The organism is Anaerosolibacter carboniphilus (assembly GCF_014205875.1).
Taxonomy (GTDB): domain Bacteria; phylum Bacillota; class Clostridia; order Peptostreptococcales; family Thermotaleaceae; genus Anaerosolibacter; species Anaerosolibacter carboniphilus.
Map to the genome: position 1 here is coordinate 53,477 of NZ_JACHEN010000004.1, position 22,070 is coordinate 75,546.

The 22,070-nt window shown below is 36.7% G+C and carries 21 protein-coding genes and 1 other annotated feature; of the genes, 2 read left to right on the plus strand and 19 right to left on the minus strand.

All coding sequences use genetic code 11. The features are described 5' to 3' along the window. From ord to HNQ80_RS04440, 3 genes are all read right to left on the minus strand, one after another. Window positions 1-1,047, minus strand: coding sequence for a 2,4-diaminopentanoate dehydrogenase (ord, locus tag HNQ80_RS04430; protein WP_184308562.1), 1,047 nt, complete (start codon window positions 1,045-1,047; stop codon window positions 1-3). 244 nt (window positions 1,048-1,291) lie between these two features. Then, window positions 1,292-2,689, minus strand: coding sequence for a sigma-54 interaction domain-containing protein (locus tag HNQ80_RS04435; RefSeq protein ID WP_184308564.1), 1,398 nt, complete (start codon window positions 2,687-2,689; stop codon window positions 1,292-1,294). 110 nt (window positions 2,690-2,799) lie between these two features. After that, window positions 2,800-4,032, minus strand: a complete 1,233-nt coding sequence (locus HNQ80_RS04440; RefSeq protein ID WP_184308565.1) for a serine hydroxymethyltransferase — start codon at window positions 4,030-4,032, stop codon at window positions 2,800-2,802. Between the two features lie 220 nt (window positions 4,033-4,252). Here HNQ80_RS04440 and HNQ80_RS04445 point away from each other — a divergent pair, with 220 nt between their 5' ends. Together HNQ80_RS04445 and HNQ80_RS04450 are read left to right on the plus strand one after the other, a co-directional pair. Then, window positions 4,253-5,035: a threonine/serine exporter family protein gene (locus HNQ80_RS04445; RefSeq protein ID WP_184308567.1), complete on the plus strand. Its 783-nt coding sequence runs from the start codon at window positions 4,253-4,255 to the stop codon at window positions 5,033-5,035. Continuing rightward, entirely contained in the window at window positions 5,035-5,460 is a 426-nt protein-coding gene (locus HNQ80_RS04450; protein WP_184308569.1) for a threonine/serine exporter family protein, read from the plus strand. Before HNQ80_RS04445 ends, HNQ80_RS04450 begins: the two co-directional genes overlap by 1 nt. A 14-nt stretch (window positions 5,461-5,474) precedes the next feature. Here HNQ80_RS04450 and trxA read toward each other — a convergent pair whose 3' ends face one another. The 16 genes from trxA to scfB all read right to left on the minus strand — a co-directional run bounded on the left by trxA (window position 5,475) and on the right by scfB (window position 22,031). After that, window positions 5,475-5,804, minus strand: a complete 330-nt coding sequence (gene trxA / locus HNQ80_RS04455) for a thioredoxin (protein WP_184308571.1) — start codon at window positions 5,802-5,804, stop codon at window positions 5,475-5,477. Between the two features lie 29 nt (window positions 5,805-5,833). Further along, the gene (locus HNQ80_RS04460) at window positions 5,834-6,262 is read right to left on the minus strand and encodes a SoxR reducing system RseC family protein (RefSeq protein WP_184308573.1); all 429 of its coding nucleotides are present in this window, start codon (window positions 6,260-6,262) and stop codon (window positions 5,834-5,836) included. A gap of 195 nt (window positions 6,263-6,457) precedes the next feature. After that, complete coding sequence (locus HNQ80_RS04465; protein WP_184308575.1) at window positions 6,458-6,757, minus strand: DUF2325 domain-containing protein; 300 nt, start codon at window positions 6,755-6,757, stop codon at window positions 6,458-6,460. A gap of 115 nt (window positions 6,758-6,872) precedes the next feature. Further along, on the minus strand, window positions 6,873-8,654 hold the full coding sequence (aspS, locus tag HNQ80_RS04470; protein ID WP_184308577.1) for an aspartate--tRNA ligase: 1,782 nt from the start codon (window positions 8,652-8,654) through the stop codon (window positions 6,873-6,875). 2 nt (window positions 8,655-8,656) lie between these two features. Then, window positions 8,657-9,928: a histidine--tRNA ligase gene (gene hisS / locus HNQ80_RS04475; RefSeq protein WP_184308579.1), complete on the minus strand. Its 1,272-nt coding sequence runs from the start codon at window positions 9,926-9,928 to the stop codon at window positions 8,657-8,659. Window positions 9,929-9,981: 53 nt separating this feature from the next. Next, window positions 9,982-10,192, minus strand: a binding site (T-box leader). A gap of 35 nt (window positions 10,193-10,227) precedes the next feature. Then, window positions 10,228-11,730, minus strand: a complete 1,503-nt coding sequence (gene hemZ / locus HNQ80_RS04480) for a coproporphyrinogen dehydrogenase HemZ (RefSeq protein ID WP_243182980.1) — start codon at window positions 11,728-11,730, stop codon at window positions 10,228-10,230. Window positions 11,731-11,745: 15 nt separating this feature from the next. Next, a complete protein-coding gene (locus HNQ80_RS04485) occupies window positions 11,746-11,928 on the minus strand; it encodes a hypothetical protein (RefSeq protein WP_184308583.1) in 183 nt (60 codons plus the stop codon). Window positions 11,929-11,996: 68 nt separating this feature from the next. Next, window positions 11,997-12,620, minus strand: a complete 624-nt coding sequence (locus tag HNQ80_RS04490) for an MBL fold metallo-hydrolase (protein ID WP_184308585.1) — start codon at window positions 12,618-12,620, stop codon at window positions 11,997-11,999. 11 nt (window positions 12,621-12,631) lie between these two features. After that, entirely contained in the window at window positions 12,632-13,081 is a 450-nt protein-coding gene (gene dtd / locus HNQ80_RS04495) for a D-aminoacyl-tRNA deacylase (protein WP_184308587.1), read from the minus strand. 29 nt (window positions 13,082-13,110) lie between these two features. Further along, entirely contained in the window at window positions 13,111-15,279 is a 2,169-nt protein-coding gene (locus HNQ80_RS04500) for a RelA/SpoT family protein (protein WP_184308589.1), read from the minus strand. Between the two features lie 146 nt (window positions 15,280-15,425). Beyond that, the gene (locus HNQ80_RS04505; RefSeq protein ID WP_184308591.1) at window positions 15,426-15,938 is read right to left on the minus strand and encodes an adenine phosphoribosyltransferase; all 513 of its coding nucleotides are present in this window, start codon (window positions 15,936-15,938) and stop codon (window positions 15,426-15,428) included. Window positions 15,939-16,147: 209 nt separating this feature from the next. Next, window positions 16,148-17,836 carry an ABC1 kinase family protein gene (locus HNQ80_RS04510; protein WP_184308593.1) on the minus strand — a complete coding sequence of 563 codons (1,689 nt, stop codon included), beginning with the start codon at window positions 17,834-17,836 and terminating at the stop codon, window positions 16,148-16,150. Window positions 17,837-17,927: 91 nt separating this feature from the next. Beyond that, window positions 17,928-18,809, minus strand: a complete 882-nt coding sequence (gene secF / locus HNQ80_RS25810) for a protein translocase subunit SecF (RefSeq protein ID WP_184308595.1) — start codon at window positions 18,807-18,809, stop codon at window positions 17,928-17,930. A gap of 16 nt (window positions 18,810-18,825) precedes the next feature. Next, window positions 18,826-20,085, minus strand: a complete 1,260-nt coding sequence (secD, locus tag HNQ80_RS25815; RefSeq protein WP_184308597.1) for a protein translocase subunit SecD — start codon at window positions 20,083-20,085, stop codon at window positions 18,826-18,828. Between the two features lie 78 nt (window positions 20,086-20,163). After that, window positions 20,164-20,670 (minus strand): gamma carbonic anhydrase family protein, encoded by a 507-nt coding sequence (locus HNQ80_RS04525; protein ID WP_184308598.1) that lies wholly within the window; start codon window positions 20,668-20,670, stop codon window positions 20,164-20,166. Beyond that, on the minus strand, window positions 20,667-22,031 hold the full coding sequence (gene scfB, locus HNQ80_RS04530) for a thioether cross-link-forming SCIFF peptide maturase (protein ID WP_184308600.1): 1,365 nt from the start codon (window positions 22,029-22,031) through the stop codon (window positions 20,667-20,669). Before scfB ends, HNQ80_RS04525 begins: the two co-directional genes overlap by 4 nt. Window positions 22,032-22,070 lie beyond the last annotated feature (39 nt).

The window sequence follows — 22,070 nt, forward strand, 5'->3', positions numbered from 1 at the left end:
CTACCTTTTTACTAAATCTCTCATGTCGCCCATGATCGCTCTTGGCACTGGTAAATCTAACATTGTTTTTAATCCTGGATCAGCGTTGATTACATGAGGAATCATATTTACACACATAGCAATGGTTCCAAGTCCGCCTTCAACCTCAGGCTTATTGGCCATGTGAATTGCTGGTGTTCCTTTAATTGTGATATAATCACCTGTCTCTGTACCTTCCATTTCCGGCTCGATTTGTTGAGGGTGAATCATATCAATTTTAACTTCCCCATCTACATAACCTTGGCCAGTCATATTGACGCCAGCTACGTTACCTGCAGCTGCAAATCCATAAGGAGACTTTCTGTCTATAGTCGTAACGATGGGCTTCATTTGCTGCTCGAATTTTTCAACCTTCCAACCAATGGCATCTCCAATCATTCTGATTGACTCTGCAAAGCCAACATGTCCAGCTAAAGTACCATCTTTAACACCTTTTTCAAACGCTTCAACGGTTATGCCAACACCTTGCTCTTCCATTACAGCTGGTCCGAATGGAGATAAACTATTTACACGTTTTGCTTCAATATGCTCTACATCTACCATGCAGCCTGTTAAGCAAACAACCAATAAATCCATCATAAGTCCAGGATTGATTCCAGTTCCAAGAATAGAGACACCGTTTTCCTTCGCGATTCTATCTAGTTCAGCAGCTAACTCAGGATTCTGTGCTTGCGGATAAGCCATCTCTTCTGCTGTTGAAATAACGTTTACTTTCTTTTCTAATACTGTCTTAAGTCTTGGAAAAGCACTTTTTGTAAATGAATCAGTTGCACAAAGACATACATCACAGCTTCCCTCAGTAACAACTTCATCAATATTTGGATTGATGATTACCTCAGGACGATCTCCTCTTTCCATGCCTAATACATCATACATGCTTCTTCCAACTCTAGCTTGATTTCTATCGCACACACCTACGATATCAACACCTTTTTTCTTTAGAAGCATTTTTGCCATACCGCTACCCATTGCACCAAATCCCCAAATTGCTACTCTTACGTTCTTCATTGAAAGGACACCTCCAAAATATTTTAATTAATCAACATATTCTTTATATGCAAAATCTCTGCCAATATTTTTTGATAGATCTTTGGAAATATCCATTAATTATTCAAAATTTATGCATACATTGATGTAGTTATGTATGTTTATACTCATTTTAAATCCAAAATATCTATAGAAAAACAATAGATAGCAAAAATTGCCTAAAAGCGCAAAAATATTTGCATTGATGTGCAAATATTTTTGCGCTTTATGAAAGATCAATATTAAATTTTTTTAACTTATGCTGAAGGGTTTGTCGCTTAATTCCTAACTTTTCAGATGCTCTGCTAATATTATTATTACAGTCTTTAAGGGCTCGAAGGATTAAATCCTTCTCTATTTTTGTAAGTGTATTGGTTAAATCCTCCACAGGAAAAGTATCTTGGTTTTGGTAAAGTGCAAATATTTTTGCATTTGTCTGTGGTGGAAAATGCTCTTTTCTTAAAATTTCTTCTTTTTCAATAATATTCATAGCACCTTCAATCGTATTTTCCAATTCTCTTACATTTCCAGGCCATCGATACTCTTGAAATGCATCCAAGACTAAAGGATCAATAGTTTGTACATTTTTGCTTAGCTTTCTGTTATACTTTTGTATAAACCAGCTTGACAGCAAGCGAATATCATCTTTTCGCTCTCTTAAAGGAGGTAAAATAATAGGAATCACGTTTAACCTATAGAACAAATCTTTTCTTAGGGTTCCTTTATCTATGGCGTCATAGGGATCTTGATTGGTACTGGCAATGATTCTTACATCGATTGGAATATCTTTTATGCCTCCTACTCTTCGAACATAACCTTCTTGCAATACTCTTAATAATTTGGACTGAAGCTGTAGTCCCATGGAATTCATTTCATCCAAAAAAATAGTTCCTCCATTGGCTTGTTCAAAAAGACCTGGTCGGTCGATAGCGCCAGTAAATCCTCCCTTTGACGTTCCAAATAAAATTCCCTCCAATAAAGACTCAGGAAGAGCAGCGCAATTTTGAGGGATAAAAGGCTCTACAGCCCGATGACTTCCATAGTGAATGCTTTGAGCAACCAATTCTTTACCGGTGCCTGTCTCTCCATAAATAAGGACACTTGAAGATGAGTACGCTGCTTTTTTGGCATAGTGGATTGCCTTTATAAATTCGGTACTGTTGCCTATGATACTTTCAAAGGTAAACTTTCTAATTTTCTCTGTCTCTTTTTTATCAGGCTTTGATAACTGAAGCTGAAGTGTCATAATTTGCCCAGACAATTGTTTGATTTTCGTAATGTTCTTGGAAATTTCCAAGGCACCCACTTTATTTCCCTGAAAATAGATGGGTACCGTAGTATTTATGGTCGTTATTTCCTTATGATGATTATTCAAATAGGTTTGAGGTCGATCGATCAATTCTTCCTCCGTTCTTAATACGCGAAGCAAAGTACTGCTATCCTGATCTAAGCTGGGAAAAACATCTAAAAGAGGCCTATTCACCACTTCGTCTGCATCCATACCCTCGAGCTCCGCCATGGCCTTATTGTATATAATCGTTCGGCCATTTTCATCGATTACATGCACGCCTTCATCTATTGTCTGTAAAACAATCTTTAGAATCTCATAGATATATGGTTGCATATGTCCTCACCCTTCTCATTTTTAACTTCCTGTACTTTTATATTGAGTTTCCATATTCCAAGGAAAGGCTCTGAATTAAAAATCTATTCAGAGCCTTATCTTTCAGCAGCTTACCGATATAAAGGAAATCTTTCACACAATCTTTGGACCTTTTCTTTTATTTCCTGTATCGGGGCTCTATTTTCTATAGCCAAAGAAATAATTTCTGCAATTTCCACCATTTCTGGCTCTTTCATGCCTCTAGTCGTAATAGCTGGTGTTCCAATTCTAATTCCACTGGTAACAAAGGGACTTTGCGGATCATATGGAATCGAATTTTTATTGACAGTTACACCAATTTCATCTAAGCATTTTTCTGCATCCTTACCAGTAATGTCCTTATTTCTTAGATCAACTAACATCAAATGATTATCCGTCCCGCCTGATACGAGGTGAAATCCATGTTTTATCAATTCATCTGCAAGCTTAGCCGCGTTGGCTACGATTTGTTTCTGGTAAACAATAAAGGATTCATCCATTGCTTCTTTAAAGCTTACAGCCTTTGCTGCAATCACATGCATTAATGGTCCGCCTTGGATTCCTGGGAAAATTGCCTTATCTATTTTTTCAGCAAACTCTGACTTACAGAGTATTGCGCCACCTCTAGGACCTCTTAATGTCTTATGGGTTGTTGTTGTTACAAAATGGGCATAATCACAAGGATTTTCGTGGAGCCCTGCAGCAACCAATCCAGCGATATGAGCCATATCTACCATAAGGTATGCACCAACCTCATCGGCAATTTCTCTAAACTTCTTAAAATTAATTTTTCTTGGATATGCACTGGCACCGGCAACAATTAGCTTCGGTTTCACATTGATAGCAGTAGTTCTTACTTCATCATAATTAATGAGACCTGTAGATTGATCTACACCATAGGCTGCGAAATTATAATACTTTCCTGACAAATTCACTGGACTTCCATGGGTTAAGTGGCCGCCATGAGATAAATTCATGCCTAATACAGTGTCCCCTGGATTTAGTATGGCGAAATAGACTGCCAAATTTGCATTGGCACCTGAGTGAGGTTGTACATTAGCATGCTCCCCATGAAATAATTCCTTTAACCGGTTTCTAGCTAGATCTTCAATAATATCTACATGTTCGCAACCACCATAGTATCTTTTCGCAGGGTATCCTTCCGCATATTTGTTTGTTAACTGACTGCCCATAGCTTCCATAACTGGATAGCTAACAAAATTTTCGGAGGCAATCAATTCAATTTTATCTTGCTGTCTATGAATCTCCTTGTCTAAAGCCTCGAATATTTCTGGATCTGATGTTTTCAAATGTTCAAAATTCATCTTACATTCCCCTTTCATAAGGAAATTATTGTTTTAATAATCATATATGTCATTGGTTTTCAATGATCTATTGTCAATATACCCGTTTTTTACCTAACTATATTATATTTTTAAAAAACATTTATAGCAACTTTTACTTTCATTTCTATTTTCTTCTACATCGATAATTGTATCTCCTTTTTAACTTTGATATAATTTTTGAGATAAGGGAGTGATTTATTTGATCATTGATAGAAGAAGTGTTCTATCTCTGGCTATTTACGCCGGAGAAATCATGTTAAAAAATGGTGCAGAAACCTATCGTGTTGAAGACACGATCGTACGAATTTGTAAGGCATATGATATATCAAATGTAGAGTCCTTCGTTACACCAACAGGTATCTTTATAACAGTAGATAGCGAAAATGATCATCAGGAGCCTATTACCTTCATTAAAAGAATTAAATCAAGAACGATCGATTTGAGCAAGGTGTCGAAGGTAAATACCTTCTCTCGCAGCTTGACGGATTCAAAAAATTCCATAGAGGATGGTATAGAAGTCCTAAAAGATATCGAGAGTTTTCCTACCTACCCCAAATATATCAGGGTATTCTGCGCAGGGCTTGCATCCGCTTTTTTCGGTGTGCTTCTAGGTGCTGGTATTTTAGATTTTCTGAGTTCTTTTACTATTTCGATGATTGTATTTATTATTGTAAATTATCTGGATCAGCATCAAGCGAACTTCTTTATACAGAACGCCCTAGGTAGCGCCATCGCTTCCGCTTTGGCCTTACTTTTTGTTTACTTTGGCTTTGGCATCAATCTTGATAAAATAATAATTAGCTCCATCATGATATTGCTTCCTGGAGTCGCTATAACCAATGCGGTTCGAGATTCTATATCTGGAGATTTGATTTCTGGTACTGCCAGAGGGGTTGAAGCCCTTATCACTGCCATATCTATTGCTTCTGGGGTAGGTATTATCATGAATCTATGGATTCACACGTTTGGAGGTCGTTTTTAATGTTCACTCAATTTATATATGCATACATTTCAACTGTGGGCTTTAGTCTATTGTTTAACATTCCAAGAACTGCAATATTAAAATCTGCCTTAATTGGCGCCACTGGCTGGCTTATTTATGCAGAAGTGAATCAATTATCTCAAACGGCTATACTAGCCACTTTCTTAGGTGCATGCGCCGTTTCGATCCTTAGCGAAATATTTGCACGAAAATTCAGGGAAGCTGTAACCGTTTTTGTAATTCCAGGAATCCTTCCTTTGGTGCCAGGATCGGGTATGTACAACACCATGCTTGCGCTGATTCAAAAGAATTTTAGTAAGGCTGCGTTAGTAGGCAGTGAAACAATCTTTATTGCCGCTAGCATTGCTGTAGCTATTTTGTTAGTTTCTTCATTTACAAGATTAATTTTTCTAAAAAAAATATAGAGACGGTTTCGCCTCTATAAGGTTTCATCAATCATTTTTTTAAATTCATTCTTTGAGTAGGCTCCATTTACACGATTCTTTTGTTCTCCATTTTTGTAAATCAGAACAGTGGGAATGCTCATTACTTTAAACTTTCTTGCCAGATCCCGTTGTCCATCCACATTCACCTTGCATACTTTGACTTTTCCTTGATATTCATCTGCTAGTTCATCCATAATAGGACCTAGTGTTTGGCATGGTCCGCACCAATCTGCATAAAAATCAACGACAACGGGAATGCTTGCATTCAAAACTTCTAATTCATAGTTGTCACTATTCAACATAACCACATGTTCATTACTCATACAGAAATCCCCTTTCTAATAAACGAATCTTAATCTAGCACTTTTGTAACAACTGGAACGTATTTCTTATCTTTATTGAACGTACCTTCAAAGCGCTTTATTGTCAAATAAGCAATTATAGTTAGTAAAAAGCCAATCCCTGCAGCATATACCTCGCGATTACCTTGGATCCCTATGCTATTTAGCACATAACTCCCTAACCCAATTCCAAGGAGTAGCGCCAGCAATGGAATAACATATATAATAAATGCTGCTCCCATGACATTTTGGGTTTCCATATTCACTTCTACGAAATCCCCAGGCTTTGCCCCTATCTCATTAATCGCCACAATATTCAATTCCATGTTTTCCTTGCCGTGCTGACAAGCACCGCAATCTCCACAGGCCGAATGTTTTTTCATATGAATTTTTGCCTTGTTCCCACTTATGGTCTCAATAACTGTCCCTGTCTGAATCATCAAAATCACCCCATATCCTGAATAAGTTATGTCTAAGTTTAATACTTGATTATTCTATATATAAATTATAGCGTAAATATGTCTGTAATCAAAGTATTAAGTTTAACATCTCTCCTATTCTGATTATACCGTTTAGGGATCTTCTTTAATCATTGATGCTTCTGTAAATTTAAGGGTGGTCTACCACTTCATCGTTTAAGCATTGCAACGTCCACAGTTGATGCAGTTTTCTAGCTTGCCAGCCAAATCAGAGCTTGCCCTTTTCGAAAAGATACAGGGAATGTCCATACTTTTAGTTTGCTCTTTAATAATTTCAGTTAGTCTATGTTCTATAAAATCATATAATACGATGACCATATCTACATTGCTTGGAACAGACATTTTTCTCATTCCTTTTTTCCGTCCTGACCAATGTATGTAGTCTTTGATTCCTTTTTCATTTAACACATCTGGAATGTTCCCCAATCGATCGCCGCCTACAATTAGCGCTGTCATATTTATCACTTCCTATTCTCTATTCAAATTTTAAACTGATAATGATTATCATTATTATACAATCTTCCAATATTTTTGTCAAATAAAACAGGCGTCAAAATCGACGCCTGTTTTATTAATTATCTAAAGAAACTTTTACATGTAATTCATTTAATAGCTTTTCATCGACCACAGAAGGCTCTTCTGTCATAGGCGACGAAGCATTCTGCGTTTTAGGGAATGCAATGACTTCTCGAATACTATCGCTGCCAGTTAACAACATCACCAGTCGATCTAATCCGTAAGCAATGCCACCATGGGGTGGCGTTCCATATTTAAATGCCTCTAATAAGAATCCAAATCTATCCCAGGCTTGCTCAGTGGTCATCCCTAATGCCTTAAACATTCGCTGTTGCAGTTCGCTGCTATGGATACGGATGCTTCCACCGCCAAGTTCTATACCATTTAGCACGATATCATAGGCTTTTGCCCTTGCTTGATCTGGTGCAGTTTCAAGTAGATCTAAGTCTTCATCCATTGGTGATGTAAATGGATGATGTTTCGCTACATACCTATTTTCTTCCTCATCATACTCGAAAAGAGGAAACTCAGTAACCCATAAAAGTTTATATTCGTTTTTATCTAGCATACCTAATTGCTTTGCTGCTTCAACCCTAAGATGTCCTAAAGAATCAAATACAACGCTTGGCTTGTCCGCCACGAATAGCAATAAATCTCCTGTTTTCCCATCAAATCTCTCGATGATGCTATTCATTTCATCCTCGCTTAAAAATTTTGATATCGGAGAATTTATTCCCTCATCTGAAATCTTAATCCAAGCAAGCCCCTTCGCACCATAAGTCTTTACATAATCTTCTAATTTCGTGATGTCTTTTCTACTGAATTTGTCCCCATTCCCATTGATGTTGATACCTCTTACATCGCCGCCATTCTTTATAGTATCGGCAAACACCTTAAATCCACAGTTTTTAACAATATCATTGATACTCCGAAGTTCAAATCCAAAACGAACATCAGGTTTATCGGATCCATACCTCTCCATGGCCTCTTTATAAGGCATTCTTTGCAATGGAAGTTCAATATCGATATTCATGGTCTCTTTAAATACACGATGAAGTAGTCTTTCATTTACAGAAAGAACATCGTCCACATTTACAAATGACATTTCTATATCAATCTGAGTAAATTCGGGCTGACGATCTGCTCTCAAATCCTCATCTCGAAAGCACTTTACAATTTGGAAGTACTTATCCATACCCGAAACCATCAATAGTTGTTTAAACAATTGAGGTGATTGAGGCAACGCGTAGAATTTGCCAGGATTCACTCTGCTTGGCACTAAATAATCACGGGCACCTTCTGGTGTTTGTTTCGTAAGCATGGGTGTCTCTACTTCTATAAAGCTATTGTCGCTTAGGAAATTTCTAGCCACTTTCGCTACCTTATGTCTAAACATAAGATTCTTCTGCATCTTTGGTTTCCTTAAATCTAAATATCGATATTTCAATCGCAGGTTTTCTGAAACATCATCCTCATCCTCAATATAAATCGGTGGTGTTTGAGCTTCAGAAAGTATTTTCAGCTCATTTGCGAAAACCTCTATCTCTCCTGTGGGAAGATTAGGATTCACTGCGTGTCTTTTCTTTACAATACCTTTTAACGCAATCACATACTCACTACGGATTTTCTCAGCTTTGGCAAAGGCCTCAGCAGAAATATCTTTATCAAAAATAATCTGTACAATTCCTGTACGATCTCTTAGATCCGTAAATATCAAGGCACCTAAATCCCTTCTTTTCTGCACCCATCCCATCAGGGTTACTTCTTGATCGATATTGCTTGTGCCTAGGGTTCCACACATATGGGATCTTTTCATGTTCCCTAAAGTTTCAGCCATGCTTATTCCTCCTTTAATAGTTTTGCTCTTAATTCATCAATGATGTTACTGAGCTTGACTTCTGATTGGGCACTGGTTTTCATATTTTTTAATGAAACCGCGTCATTTTCTAACTCATTGTCACCAATGACAATGGTATAAGAAGCATTTAATTTGTCTGCATATTTGAATTGTGCCTTGAGACTTCGGTTCATATGATCTTTGTCAGCAGAAATTCCTGCCATTCTAAGCTGATGTAACAATCGCGTGGCTTCTTTTACAGCTTTATCGCCTAATGTAGCAATGAAAATGTCCACACCTGGTGCTTGAGGGATTTCAATATGGTTGTTCTCTAAAGTTAGCAATAGTCTTTCAATGCCCATTCCAAAACCTACTCCTGGTACGGATGGACCACCTAAAGATTCAACCAGTCCATCGTATCTACCACCACCACACACAGTACTTTGAGAGCCAATTTCATGGGATACAATCTCGAAAGCGGTCTTTCTGTAGTAATCCAATCCTCTTACGATAGTTGGATCTACCTTATAGGGGATTCCCATAAGCTGAAGATTTTCTTTCAAGCTTTCAAAATGCTGTTGACATTCATCACATATATGATCAAGCATGAGAGGAACATCCTGAAGCTGTTCTTTACAACTTTCAACCTTGCAATCTATAATGCGCATAGGATTTCTGTCAAAACGATCCTGACAGGTCTTACATAGGTGATCTAGCTTACTTCGAAGATATTCCTTTAGCAGATCATTGTATCTTGCTCTGCAATCAGGACAACCTATACTATTGATCCTTAATTCAAGATTTTGAATCTGTAATTTATTGAAAAACATCATCGCTATAGCAATAACTTCCGCATCAACAGAAGGATTGTCTGTGCCAAATACCTCTACCCCAAATTGATGAAATGCCCGCAATCTTCCAGCCTGAGGACGCTCATAGCGAAAGCATGGGGTTATGTAAAATAACTTTGTTGGCTGTGTGTCTGCATATAGCTTATTTTCAATAAAAGCACGTACCACTGGTGCAGTACCTTCAGGTTTTAGAGTAATCTCTCTACCGCCATTATCTTTAAATGAATACATTTCTTTTTGTACGATATCTGTAGTTTCGCCAACGCCTCTCTTGAATAATTCTGTATGTTCAAAACCTGGTGTTCTGATTTCCTTATAGCCAAATTTTTCACAGACATCTCTAAAGAGACCTTCTACATATTGCCACTTATATACATCACTAGGCAAAATATCCTTGGTCCCCCTCGGAGCTTGTGTCAACATAATATCCCTCCTGTAAAGTAATAAAATAAAAAAACTCCCCAATCCTCTATTTGCATAGGGACGAGAAGTTTATATCCCGCGGTGCCACCCTTATTGTAATCTACCACTTTAGCCCGTTAACGCCGAATTACGTGCAATCCTACGCTGAGCTTCAGATCACATGCTCATAGGTGTCTTCCATACAATCCTCATTATTGAGCTCTCACCATTTCTCAATTCGCTGGAAATAGATACATATGTACTCTTCCTCATCATCACTCTTTCCATATGCAATTTATATCATTATAATTTAGCATATACTATCTGTCAAGATTATTTCCAAATTTCAGTAATTCTATTCTTTTTTTCTCGATCATCTCTTCAATACGATTGATGTAGTGCTCCACATTCGTCACATTAGGTACTCGTTCAAGCCTGTTTTCCATTGGATAATAGACTTTAGAAATAGCCCCGGCCCCTAAGGCAATAATAGTTTGTCTTTCTTCCATGATTTGTATATTATAGATGCATTCATGGTCAGCCTTGCAATATCCAATATTTTCAAGATTACCGACCATATATTTTTGTCGATACATATAGTATGGAGTTAGCCCCATACGCCGTGCATAGTTTTGTGTGATATTGAGCATCTGTTTTGCCTGTATTTCCTGGGTCATCTTATATTTTTGAATGTCTTCTTTTAACTTTGACGCTCTTTTAATGGCTAAAGTATGTACTGTAATATTTTCGGGATTAAGGTTCATAATTCTATTCATTGTATCCTCTATCATAGCTGGGGTTTCATCAGGGAGACCTACAATAAGATCCATGTTGATTGTTCTAAAGCCGATCTCCTTTGCCATATGATAGGTTCGAATGATATCTTCTGAAGTATGAGATCTACCAATACGTGCCAAGGTAGCATCATTCATCGTTTGGGGGTTTATGCTAATTCTGTCTACACCATGTTTTTTTAAAATCAATAATTTTTCTTGATCAATCGTATCTGGCCTGCCTGCCTCCACTGTTATTTCTCTCAAATCCTCCAATCTAATGTGATCCTTGATTTTGTAAAACAATATATCAAGTTCGCCAGCGCTAAGAACTGTGGGTGTGCCACCACCGATATAAAGGGATATGACCTTTCTATCCAGCTCTTCTAAAAGCGTACCAACCTTTTCAATTTCATAATGGAGTGCATTCATGTATTGAATGAATAATCCCCTATGCTTTTTGTCAGCGGTATTGGATGGGAAGGAACAGTACAGACATCGGGTTGGACAAAAAGGAATTCCTATATATATACTAACATCCTGCTCCTTATTGTTTTCAATCACAGGTCTTTCTACCAAAGAGATTTCTGTTACCAAGTCCACCTTTTCTTCACTTACACCGTATTCATTTTTCAAGTGGAGCTTAATTTCCTCTATCGGAAAACTTTGATCCAACATTTCGTGAACAATTTTACTTGGTCGAATACCCGTTAAGATTCCCCAAGGTGGTCGTTCTTTGAAGTGGGCACATAGCACATCAAATAATGATTTTTTTATCATTCTTTTTAGCTTTTTACGGCCATTTGGTGTATGGAGGCTTTTATCCTCATAGGAAGTAACATCCGTCAATATTTTCTCCTTTTGGTAAAACAGGCTATTCTCCACAATAACAGTATTTTTATTCTCAGATAATTTGCTCACGAATAAAAAGCTTTGGTCATTTTCCAAAGCTTTTTCCGTAACAAATTCAATTTCACTGGCATCTACAAATAGTTTTAGCAGTTCAGCTATTTCATAAGTATAATCATGTCCGTCAAGATAAATCTTCATCATCAATCACCTAGCTTAATAATCCTTTTTCATTTCATATTTCAATTTCTCGATATAATTTCTTTGTACGCCCAATTCCTTAGCAATTTCATCATCTTGAAGGCCTGAGTCAACCATATCAATGAAATCGTGAAAATCAATATCTTTGAATCTGTTCATATTTCTATTACTGATATAATCACCGATTCGCTTTGTCATATGAATACCTCCCCAAAGAAACTATCTATTAATATTCTAGCCACATTCACTTGGGGATATGCATCGATCTATTGATTTATAAATGGGTTCATCCTTCTTTCCATTCCAATGGCTGTGGAAGCGCCATGTCCAGGTAATACATTTGTTTCATCATTAAATACCATAAGCTTCCTCTTTATGGAATCAATAATCAGCTCAAAGGAACCACCTTCTAAATCAGTCCTCCCGATAGATTGAGCAAATAGTGTATCACCTGAAAAAATAACCTCATTTACACGAATACAAATACTTCCTCGGGTATGTCCCGGTGTATGAATAATATGCAATTTTAGAGCACCTAGCTCAACAATATCACCATCGGCTAAAAGTCGATCTGCTTCCACTTTCACTTCTGTCATGCCCATTAGGCTTGTTAGATTCTTTCTAGGATCCTTTAACATGTCTGCATCATCCTTATGGATACATACAGGAATGCTCGTTTTCTCTCTAATTTCTTGAACAGCACCAATATGATCTCCATGCCCATGCGTTAAAATGATCATCTCTGGTAACAGATTATTTTTCTCTATATAAGCAATAATCTCATCCGCATCTCCGCCAGGATCAATGATAGCAGCTTTTTTTGTTTCTTCACAGATAAGTATATAACAATTAACAGCGTATATCCCTGCAGGTATCCTTTCAATAATCACTTAGATTCCTCCTAGAATGTTTTTTTACTGTCTATCAGCATGGTTACTGGTCCGTCATTGCATAGACGAACCTCCATATGAGCTTGAAAGACTCCAGTTTCTACTTTTAGCCCTTGTTCTCTGCATCGCTTCACAAACATCATGTACAATTCATTGGCTCTTTCAGGTCTTGCAGCAGTAGAAAAACTCGGTCTCCTTCCTTTTCGACAATCACCAAGTAAAGTGAATTGGGATACTACTAACAATTCACCACCTATATCTTTCAACGACAAGTTCATTTTTTCGTTTTCATCTTCAAAAATTCTTAGATTTGTAATTTTGTCTACCATATATTCAAGGTCTTTTTCATCGTCCTGTTCTTCTACACCTAATAGAACCAAAAAACCTTTCGCAATTTTTCCCACAATCGTGTTATCAACAGATACACTGCCTTCACTCACCCGTTGAACAACTGCTCTCATAAATCATCGCCTCCAAAACATTAAAAAACTTATGATGTAACTCTAAAGACGTCCATAACACCTTGCATCGTGCGTATTTTATTGATGAGTTTGTCTAATTGATTTACATTAGTAATTTCTACTGTCAAATTGATAATAGCGATCTTTTCCCGATTGGTTCGTGCATTAACTGCAGTAACTGTCAGTTTTGTTTCAGACAATACATTCGTAATCTCTGACAGCAGACCTTTTCTATCTGCCGCAATAATTTGAATTTCAGACTGATAAGCGGTTTGACGTTCTTCGTCCCACTCAACCTCAATAAATCTATCGATATGATCTGTTTCATTTGTCACATTTAGACAATCCTTACGATGGACTGACACCCCTCTGCCCCGCGTGATAAAACCCACAATATCGTCCCCAGGCACTGGATTACAACACTTTGAGAATCTTACAAGTATGTTGTCTATTCCCTTGACAGTAACACCTTGGGTGTCTTTTTTTACATGCTTCGGCTTATATTGTTTGCTATGGGCAATAGGTAGTTCTTCTAGAGATTTTTCTTCTTTTTGACTCTGTTTATACATTTCCTTGAGTTTAGGTATAATTTGATTGATCAAAATACCGCCATAGCCCACCGCAGCATAAAGATCGTCGATCGTATTTAGACTAAATTTCTTGACCAATGTATTTAGCCATTGTTGTCTCAATAGTCCATGTACTTCATAGCCATGTCGTCTCGTTTCTTTTTCCAGCATTTCACGGCCTTTTTCAATGTTTTCTTCTTTTCTTTCTTTTTTGAACCATTGACGAATTCTATTTTTGGCCTGAGTGCTCTTAACAAACTTTAGCCAGTCACGGCTTGGACCATTACTATGTCCTGATGTCAGTATCTCTATAATATTTCCATTTTTAAGCTTATAATCTAGCGGAACAATTCTTCCGTCCACTTTTGCTCCAATACAACTATTTCCTACCGCTGAGTGAATTTTGTATGCAAAATCAACAGGTGTTGATCCAGCTGGCAAATCAATAACATCTCCCTTAGGGGTAAACACAAAAACTTCGTTGGTAAATAAATCTACTTTCAGAGATTCCATGAATTCCTTAGGATCCTTCAAATCTCTTTGCCACTCTAACATCTGACGAAGCCATCTTAGTTTATCATCAAAATCTGCTTCATCTGTTTTTCCTTCTTTGTATTTCCAATGGGCTGCAATACCATATTCAGCAATTCGATGCATTTCCCAAGTTCTGATCTGAATTTCGAAGGGTTCCCCTTGAGGACCAATGACTGTGGTATGAAGGGATTGATACATGTTGGGTTTAGGCATGGCAATATAGTCCTTAAACCTACCTGGAATTGGTTTCCACATGGTATGGACGATTCCTAAAGCCCCGTAGCAATCTTTTACATTGTCTACTATGATTCGAATTGCAATTAAATCAAATATTTCTTCAAAAGATTTATGCTGATAAACCATTTTCCGATAAATGCTATAAAAATGTTTAGGTCTTCCACTGATCTCAAACTTTATCTGTACGTTTTTCAATGATTCGTTTAACTGCTTAATCACCTGATTAATATACTCTTCTCGCTCACGTCTCTTTTTCGCTACCTTTTCTACAAGCTCATAATAGCCTTCCGGATCCATATGGAGTAGCGCAAGATCTTCTAGTTCCCATTTAATCTTAGAAATACCTAGTCTATGAGCAATTGGAGCGTAGATTTCCAGGGTTTCGAGGGCTTTTTCCTTCTTCTTGTTTTCATTCATGAATTTTAGCGTACGCATATTATGCAAGCGATCAGCCAGCTTGATAATAATAACCCTGATATCTTTAGCCATGGCTAAAAACATCTTTCTTATACTTTCTGCATGTCTTTCCTCTTTTGTTTCATAGGTTAATGACTCTAACTTAGTAACACCCTCTACAAGCAGCGCTATCTCTTCTCCAAACTCCTTTTTAACCTGTTCAAAGCCATACTTGGTATCTTCAATCACATCGTGTAAAAGACCTGCCACAATAGTTGAATCATCCATCTCTAATTCTGCTAAAATTTTAGCTACTTGAACAGGATGAACGAAATACTTCTCCCCAGATTTTCTAATCTGCCCCTCATGGGCATTTTCAGAGAAGTTATATGCTTTTATAATTAAACTTAAATCACTATTGGGATTATACTGCTGTATTTGAGCCAATAGATTTTCTAACATGATATCACCCTATACCTACTGAATAGTCGTATCCCTCGTTTAAAAATATTAAATATATTATATAACAAATAGTATGAAAAAAATAGTATACAATACACAAATATGTCAAAATATATAGAATAGTGGTTGGCAACCCAACCACTATTCTAATATTGAATCAATGACCTAACATCATAATTTTTTAGTAGTTCTCTTCCATTTAAATAGGTTAATTCAATTAAAAATACGATCCCCACTACCTCCCCGCCTAAATCCTCTACAAGTTTAATCGTTGACAGAATCGTACCGCCTGTTGCCAAAAGATCATCAGCAATTACAACCTTTTGACCAGGTTTAATCGCATCTTTATGTATTTCTAGTACATCACTTCCATATTCCAACTTATATTCAGAACGAATCGTTTCAGAAGGAAGTTTACCTGGTTTTCTAACAGGAATAAATCCTTTGTTCATGGCATAAGCCAGAGGTGTACCCACAATAAAGCCTCTAGATTCAGGACCAATAACTAAATCAAAATCTTTATTCTGTAACTCTTTCTGAAATTGATCAATTGTATATTTAAACGCATCTCCGTCTTTTAACAAGGTTGTTATATCTTTGAAGCGTATTCCTTTTTCTGGAAAGTCAGGTATAACTCTAATTTTTTCTTTTAAATCCATTATAATTCCTCCTCAGATTTCTGAAATATTTCATAGAGATTCACACTTCGATTGTATGATCAAAATCTCCAGGTTTTCTATTTTGTTGGAAAAGCTTTACTCCTTATTATATGATATATTTTACTCCTATTCAATAGTATGAATACAGAAGTAAAATTGTTTCATAGATCCTATTTTATTGTTATGAAAGCATATTCTGCAAATCTATGTTATTTCCTTCTCGATCTTCTACTATTTTTATAAATGATTAGAATGATGAACACAATCCCTAAAAGCCCTGAAATAATGTAGCCTATGGCAGCAATCCTCCCAATATAAGACATTTTTTCTAAATCTCCATGCTTCAACCCCATTGCGGAGGCTATAAGTATAGATGAAATCATGATACTAACAGAAATTCTAACACCGAATCGATCTAGTTCTCTGCTTATACTTTGCATAGCGGGCTGTTCTATGGTGAATCGCATTTCATTTTTGTCGATTCTTTTCATTAGACTTTTCAATAAGAGGGGTAAATCCTTTAATGTAAAAAACACATCTTCAGAATAATCCAGCAATTCATTGGCGAGCCTTTTGGGATTTAATTTGTGGGTAGTAATTTCCTTCATGAACTGAGACGTCACATCTGATAGTGAAAAGTCAGGATTCAGTCGTTTTACGCAGCCTTCTAAAGTTATGATGGCTTTACCCAGGATTGTGAATTGTGAGGGCAGCTTAATTCTGTTATCATAGGCGATGCGCATGAGTTCTGAAACAGCTTCACTCATTTTTAAGTTCTTTAAAGGGGTATTGTAGTAATAGTTTAATACAAAAGAAATATCTTCCTTTAATCTTCTCATTTCTGTCTCTTGAGAGACTGCCTCGATTTCGATCAACAAATTGATGATTTTATCTACATTTTTTTTTGCTCCAGCAATAAACAAATTGGTGATAAATGCCATGGTTTTCTTATCAAGATAGCTTGTTATTCCCATGTCGATAAATGCTACTTTATTGTGAGCCAATACAAAGATATTTCCTGGATGGGGATCACCGTGAAACAATCCGTATAGGAATACCTGTTTCATAAATGACCTTGCGATGATATCTCCAATTTTCGCTGTATCCCATCCTCTTTGTCTAATTTGTATAACATCAATGGCTTTAATTCCTTCTATCTCCTCTAAAACGAGGATTCTTTTTGTGGTATATTCCCAAAATATGAGGGGAACACAAACTTCTGTCTGATTCTTAAAGTTTTCTCGAAATCTTTCTGTATTTCTTGCTTCAAGGCTATAATCCAACTCTCTTATAATAGAGTGAGAGTATTCTTCCACAATTTCTTTTGCATGTACTGGCATCTCATCTTTAAAGTACTCATCAAATAAAGTGGCTAGATGACATAAAATACTCATATCTCTTTGAATAATCTGTTTTATATTTGGTCGTTGTATTTTTACAACTACTTTTGTTCCATTTCGTAGACGGGCTTGATGAACTTGTCCTATGGATGCTGCTGCCACAGGGTTTTCTTGAAACTCTAAAAAGGCATTTTGAATTTTAACACCTGTCTCTTCTAAGAATATTTTCTCTACTGTATGTATCGGAAAGGCAGGTGCACAATCCTGAAGCATTGATAATTCATTTATCATTTCTTCTGATAACAGGTCAGGTCTGGTGCTTAAAATCTGCCCTAACTTAATGAATGTAGGACCCAACTCTTCTAAAGCCATTCTGATTCTCTTTTCAACTGGCAAAAACGATTCCATGTTCGATTTCTTCTGTATCCAGCTTTGGATTGGACCTTTAGGAAAGAGCTTAATCGCTATGTAGTCGAAACCATATTTAATAAGAATTTCACCTATTTCCTTATATCGTCTTATGTTTTTGTATCCATTGCCTATTTTTCTTAGGGTCATCTCATTCACCTACTAAATGTAAAAGGTAATAATATCCTAAGGATATTATTACCTTTATCTTTACTACATTATAAGTAAGTTCAAATTTCTTTTAGGCAGGCTTATATTTTCCTTTATTTTTTTCCCAGTTTTTCCACATAACCCAAATCGGGCTGGCTATGAAGATGGAAGAATAGGCACCTGTAGCAATACCTGCGATGAGGGGTAAAGCGAATTGTTTGATGGATTCAACACCCAATACATACAATGTCACAATTGTAATCAGAGTAGTTAGTGACGTATTGATAGATCTAGCCAAGGTTTGATTAATACTATCATTAGCCACTTCTGCATAATTGGATTTCTTCATAAATTTAACATTTTCACGTATCCTATCAAAAACAACAATTGTATCATTAATAGAATAACCCACCACCGTTAATATGGCAGCTACAAGAGAGCTATTCATTGGTATTTGGAATAATCCATAAATGGCAATAACGACTAGAACATCATGAATCAGTGCAATAATTCCGGCTACACCAAACTTAAATTCAAATCTAAAGGTAATATAGGCAAGCATCCCAACAGAAGCAATCAGTATAGAAAGCAATGCTCTCTGAGCAATTTCTTTACCTATAGAAGGTCCAAACTGTTCAGCTTGTCTGTAATCCTCATCTTTTAGATCATACTTTTCTTTAAAAGCATTGAAAATTTCTTCTCTTTGTTTATTATCGAGGTCTTTTTTTGTCTTAATAATAATTTCTTGTTTTTCGTCTCCAGCATGGAGAATGTCTGCATCAAGGGCAAATTGAGATGTGATATTTTTTGCTTCCTCGACACTTATGGTTTTCCCTATATTGATCTGCATCATGGTACCACCTGTGAAGTCTATTCCCATATTAAAACCATTAATAAATCCCACAAGCAGGCCGATGACAATTACGGCGATAGAAAGACTAAACCATATCTTTGTTTTTTCTACAATTTTCATACATATCAACCCCTTCCTATGCCCCGTATAATTTCGTATTTTTAAAGGCACTAAAGCTAATAAATATCTTTAGAAGTAGCTTTGTAACAACAACAGCCGTAAACATACTGGCAAAGATACCAATCATTAGAGTGACTGCAAATCCTTTAATAGGGCCAGATCCAAACTGAAATAATACAATGGCTGCGATAACTGTGGTAATGTTTGAATCTAAAATGGTTGTCAGCGCTCTTGAAAAACCAGAGTCAACAGAAGCTCTTAGAGACTTTCCATTCCTAATTTCTTCCTTGATTCTTTCAAAAATAATGACGTTGGCGTCAACGGCCATACCGATTGTCAAGATCAATCCCGCTATACCTGGCAACGTCAAGGTAGCATTAAATGCAACCATTACCCATAAAACAATAGTAGTATATAGGATCAGTGCAAGAGCAGCAATAAATCCAGGCAATCTATAATAAGCAATCATAAAGATGAACACCAATAAAATCCCTATAGCGCCTGCAGAAACACTCTTATTTAAGGAATCAATTCCTAAGGTTGGCCCGATCGCAGAAGTTTGTACTTCTGCCAAGTTAACTGGCAGCGCACCACCCCGAATTAACGCTGCTAACTGTGATGCTTCATCTAGAGTAAAGTTTCCTGTGATCACAGCTCTACCATTTGGAATTTCATTTTGAACTACTGGTGTAGAGATTGGCACGTTGTCTAAAACAATGGCGATAATTTTATCTTGAGCATTTGTTTCCGCTGCCAATTCCTTTGTGGCTTCTTGAAAAGCCTTTGCTCCCTCACTGTTAAACTCTAGGGAAACCGATGGAATATTACTCCGCTTTTGTTCAAATACTACTTCTGCATTTTTAACTTGCTCGCCAGTTAACACCACTTCACCAGTTGGTTTGATAAATTGCAATTGAGCTGTTTTTCCAATAACTTCAATCGCTTCGGTAGCATTCTTTGCTCCAGGTAATTCGATTCTAATTCTTTTCTCACCTTCACGGACAATATTGGGTTCTGTTAATCCCAAACTATTTACCCTTCTCTCGATGACCTCTTTTGTTTGACTCATGATTTTATCTAATTCATCGCCTGATGCATTTGTTTCCGCTTCTAGTACAACAAATACACCACCTTTTAAATCTAGACCAAGCTTCATCGTGTCTTGTATTGAGCCTATCTTAAAATTTCCAGCCTCAAATCCATAGATACCAATGATGGCAGAGGCGGCTATAATGGCCAGAATTAATAACAAAGCAACTACATTTTTAATATTCATCCTCTATTCACCTTCCTTATGACATTCATAAGAACAATTATATACCTTGTCCTATCTTGCGTCAATCTCATACAAATTTTATTTTACGTCATGGGACTTGGCCAGTATAACATAGTTTTCTGCCGAAGCTTTCAAATGTTCTTTATCTTCCTCAGTAATCTCCCTTATAACTTTGGCAGGCGATCCCATTACCAAGGAGTTATCAGGAATAATTTTTCCTGGAGGAATTAAAGAGCCTGCCCCTATGATTACGTTATTTCCAACCACAGCTCCATCTAATACAATAGCTCCCATACCCACAAGAACATAGTCACCGATTGTACATGCATGGACAATCACTCCATGTCCCACTGTAACATAATCTCCTATTTTTGTAGGCATATCTTTATTAATATGCACTGTGCAATTATCTTGAATATTGGTATTTTCACCGATTTCGATCGTATTGCCATCCCCACGGATTACTGTACCGTACCAAACATTTGCATTCTTCTTCATTTTAACACGGCCGATAACATCCGCGCTTTCTGATATATAGCAGCTTTCGTGGATTTCAGGCTTAAATCCTTGGTATTCACGAATCATTGTTTTTCAACCTCCTCTAGCAACTTTGCTTGTATAAATAATGAGCATTCAATTCTTTTTTTCTCCATTTCACAGCCAATATCATAGGGAATATTGATGTCTTTATGAAAATTATAGGCATTGGCGTGACATCCTCCACTACAGTAAAATTTGGCCCAACAACGATTACATTTTTCTTTATTATATACATGGGCATTACCAAAGGAAGTCTGCAGATTGTTTTTGAATTCTTCTTTCACTACATTTCCAATACGAAAAGCGTCATTTCCTACAAATTGATGGCATGGATAAATATCTCCCTCTGGTGTAATAGCCACATATTCGGAACCTGCACCACAGCCAGATAATCTTTTAATCACACAAGGTCCTTGTGATAAATCAATCATAAAGTGAAAGAAATTAAATCCATTTCCTGCTTTATGTCTCTTTATATATTCGCGAGCCAGTGTTTCATATTCATGAAAGACAACATCCAAATCCTCTTCTTTAATTGCATAGGGTTTGTCTTCTTCAGCAACTACTGGTTCTACTGAGGTATTTTTAAAGCCTAAATCGGCTAGATGGAGCACATCAGAAGAAAAGTCCAGGTTGTCTCTAGTAAAGGTTCCCCGAACATAGTAGCTTTTGCCATTTCTCATCTCAGCCATCTTTAAAAGTTTGGGAACAATTATATCATAGGTGCCGTTACCATTTATTGTATATCTCATATTATCATTTACTTCTTTTCTACCGTCTATACTCAAGACTACATTTTCCATATTTTGATTGATGTATTCCATAGCATCATCGTTGAGTAGCACCCCATTTGTTGTTAGGGTGAATCTAAAGCGTTTATTTGTTTCTAGTTCTCTGCTCCGCCCATAACTTACGATCTCTTTTACCGTATCAAAATTCATCATAGGCTCGCCACCGAAGAAATCTACCTCAAGATTTCTTCTAGATCCAGAATGCTCTATGAGAAAATCCAAAGCCTTTTTACCGACCTCTAAAGACATGAGTCCTCGATCGCCTTTAAAATCCCCCTGAGAAGCAAAACAATACTTGCATCTTATATTACAATCATGGGCAACATGAAGGCATAGTGCCTTTACTACTGGCTTTCGATTGATAAAGGCTGGGTGGTTGGCATAGGAATCCTCAGTAAAAAGCAATCCTTCTGATTCAAGAGTTTGTATTTCATCCATCGCTTCCAGAATTGCTTCTTTGCCATAACTTTCTAAAAATTTTTCCACCATTTCTTCTTTGTTTTTGTATTTATACTCATCTAGTAAGTTATATACAATTTCATCGACAACATGAACTGCGCCACTGTTTACGTCCAGAACGATTCTTATATCGTCTAGTAGAAATTTATGTATCATTCATGATCCTCCCTTAAATTAATCTAAAACACTATTCTA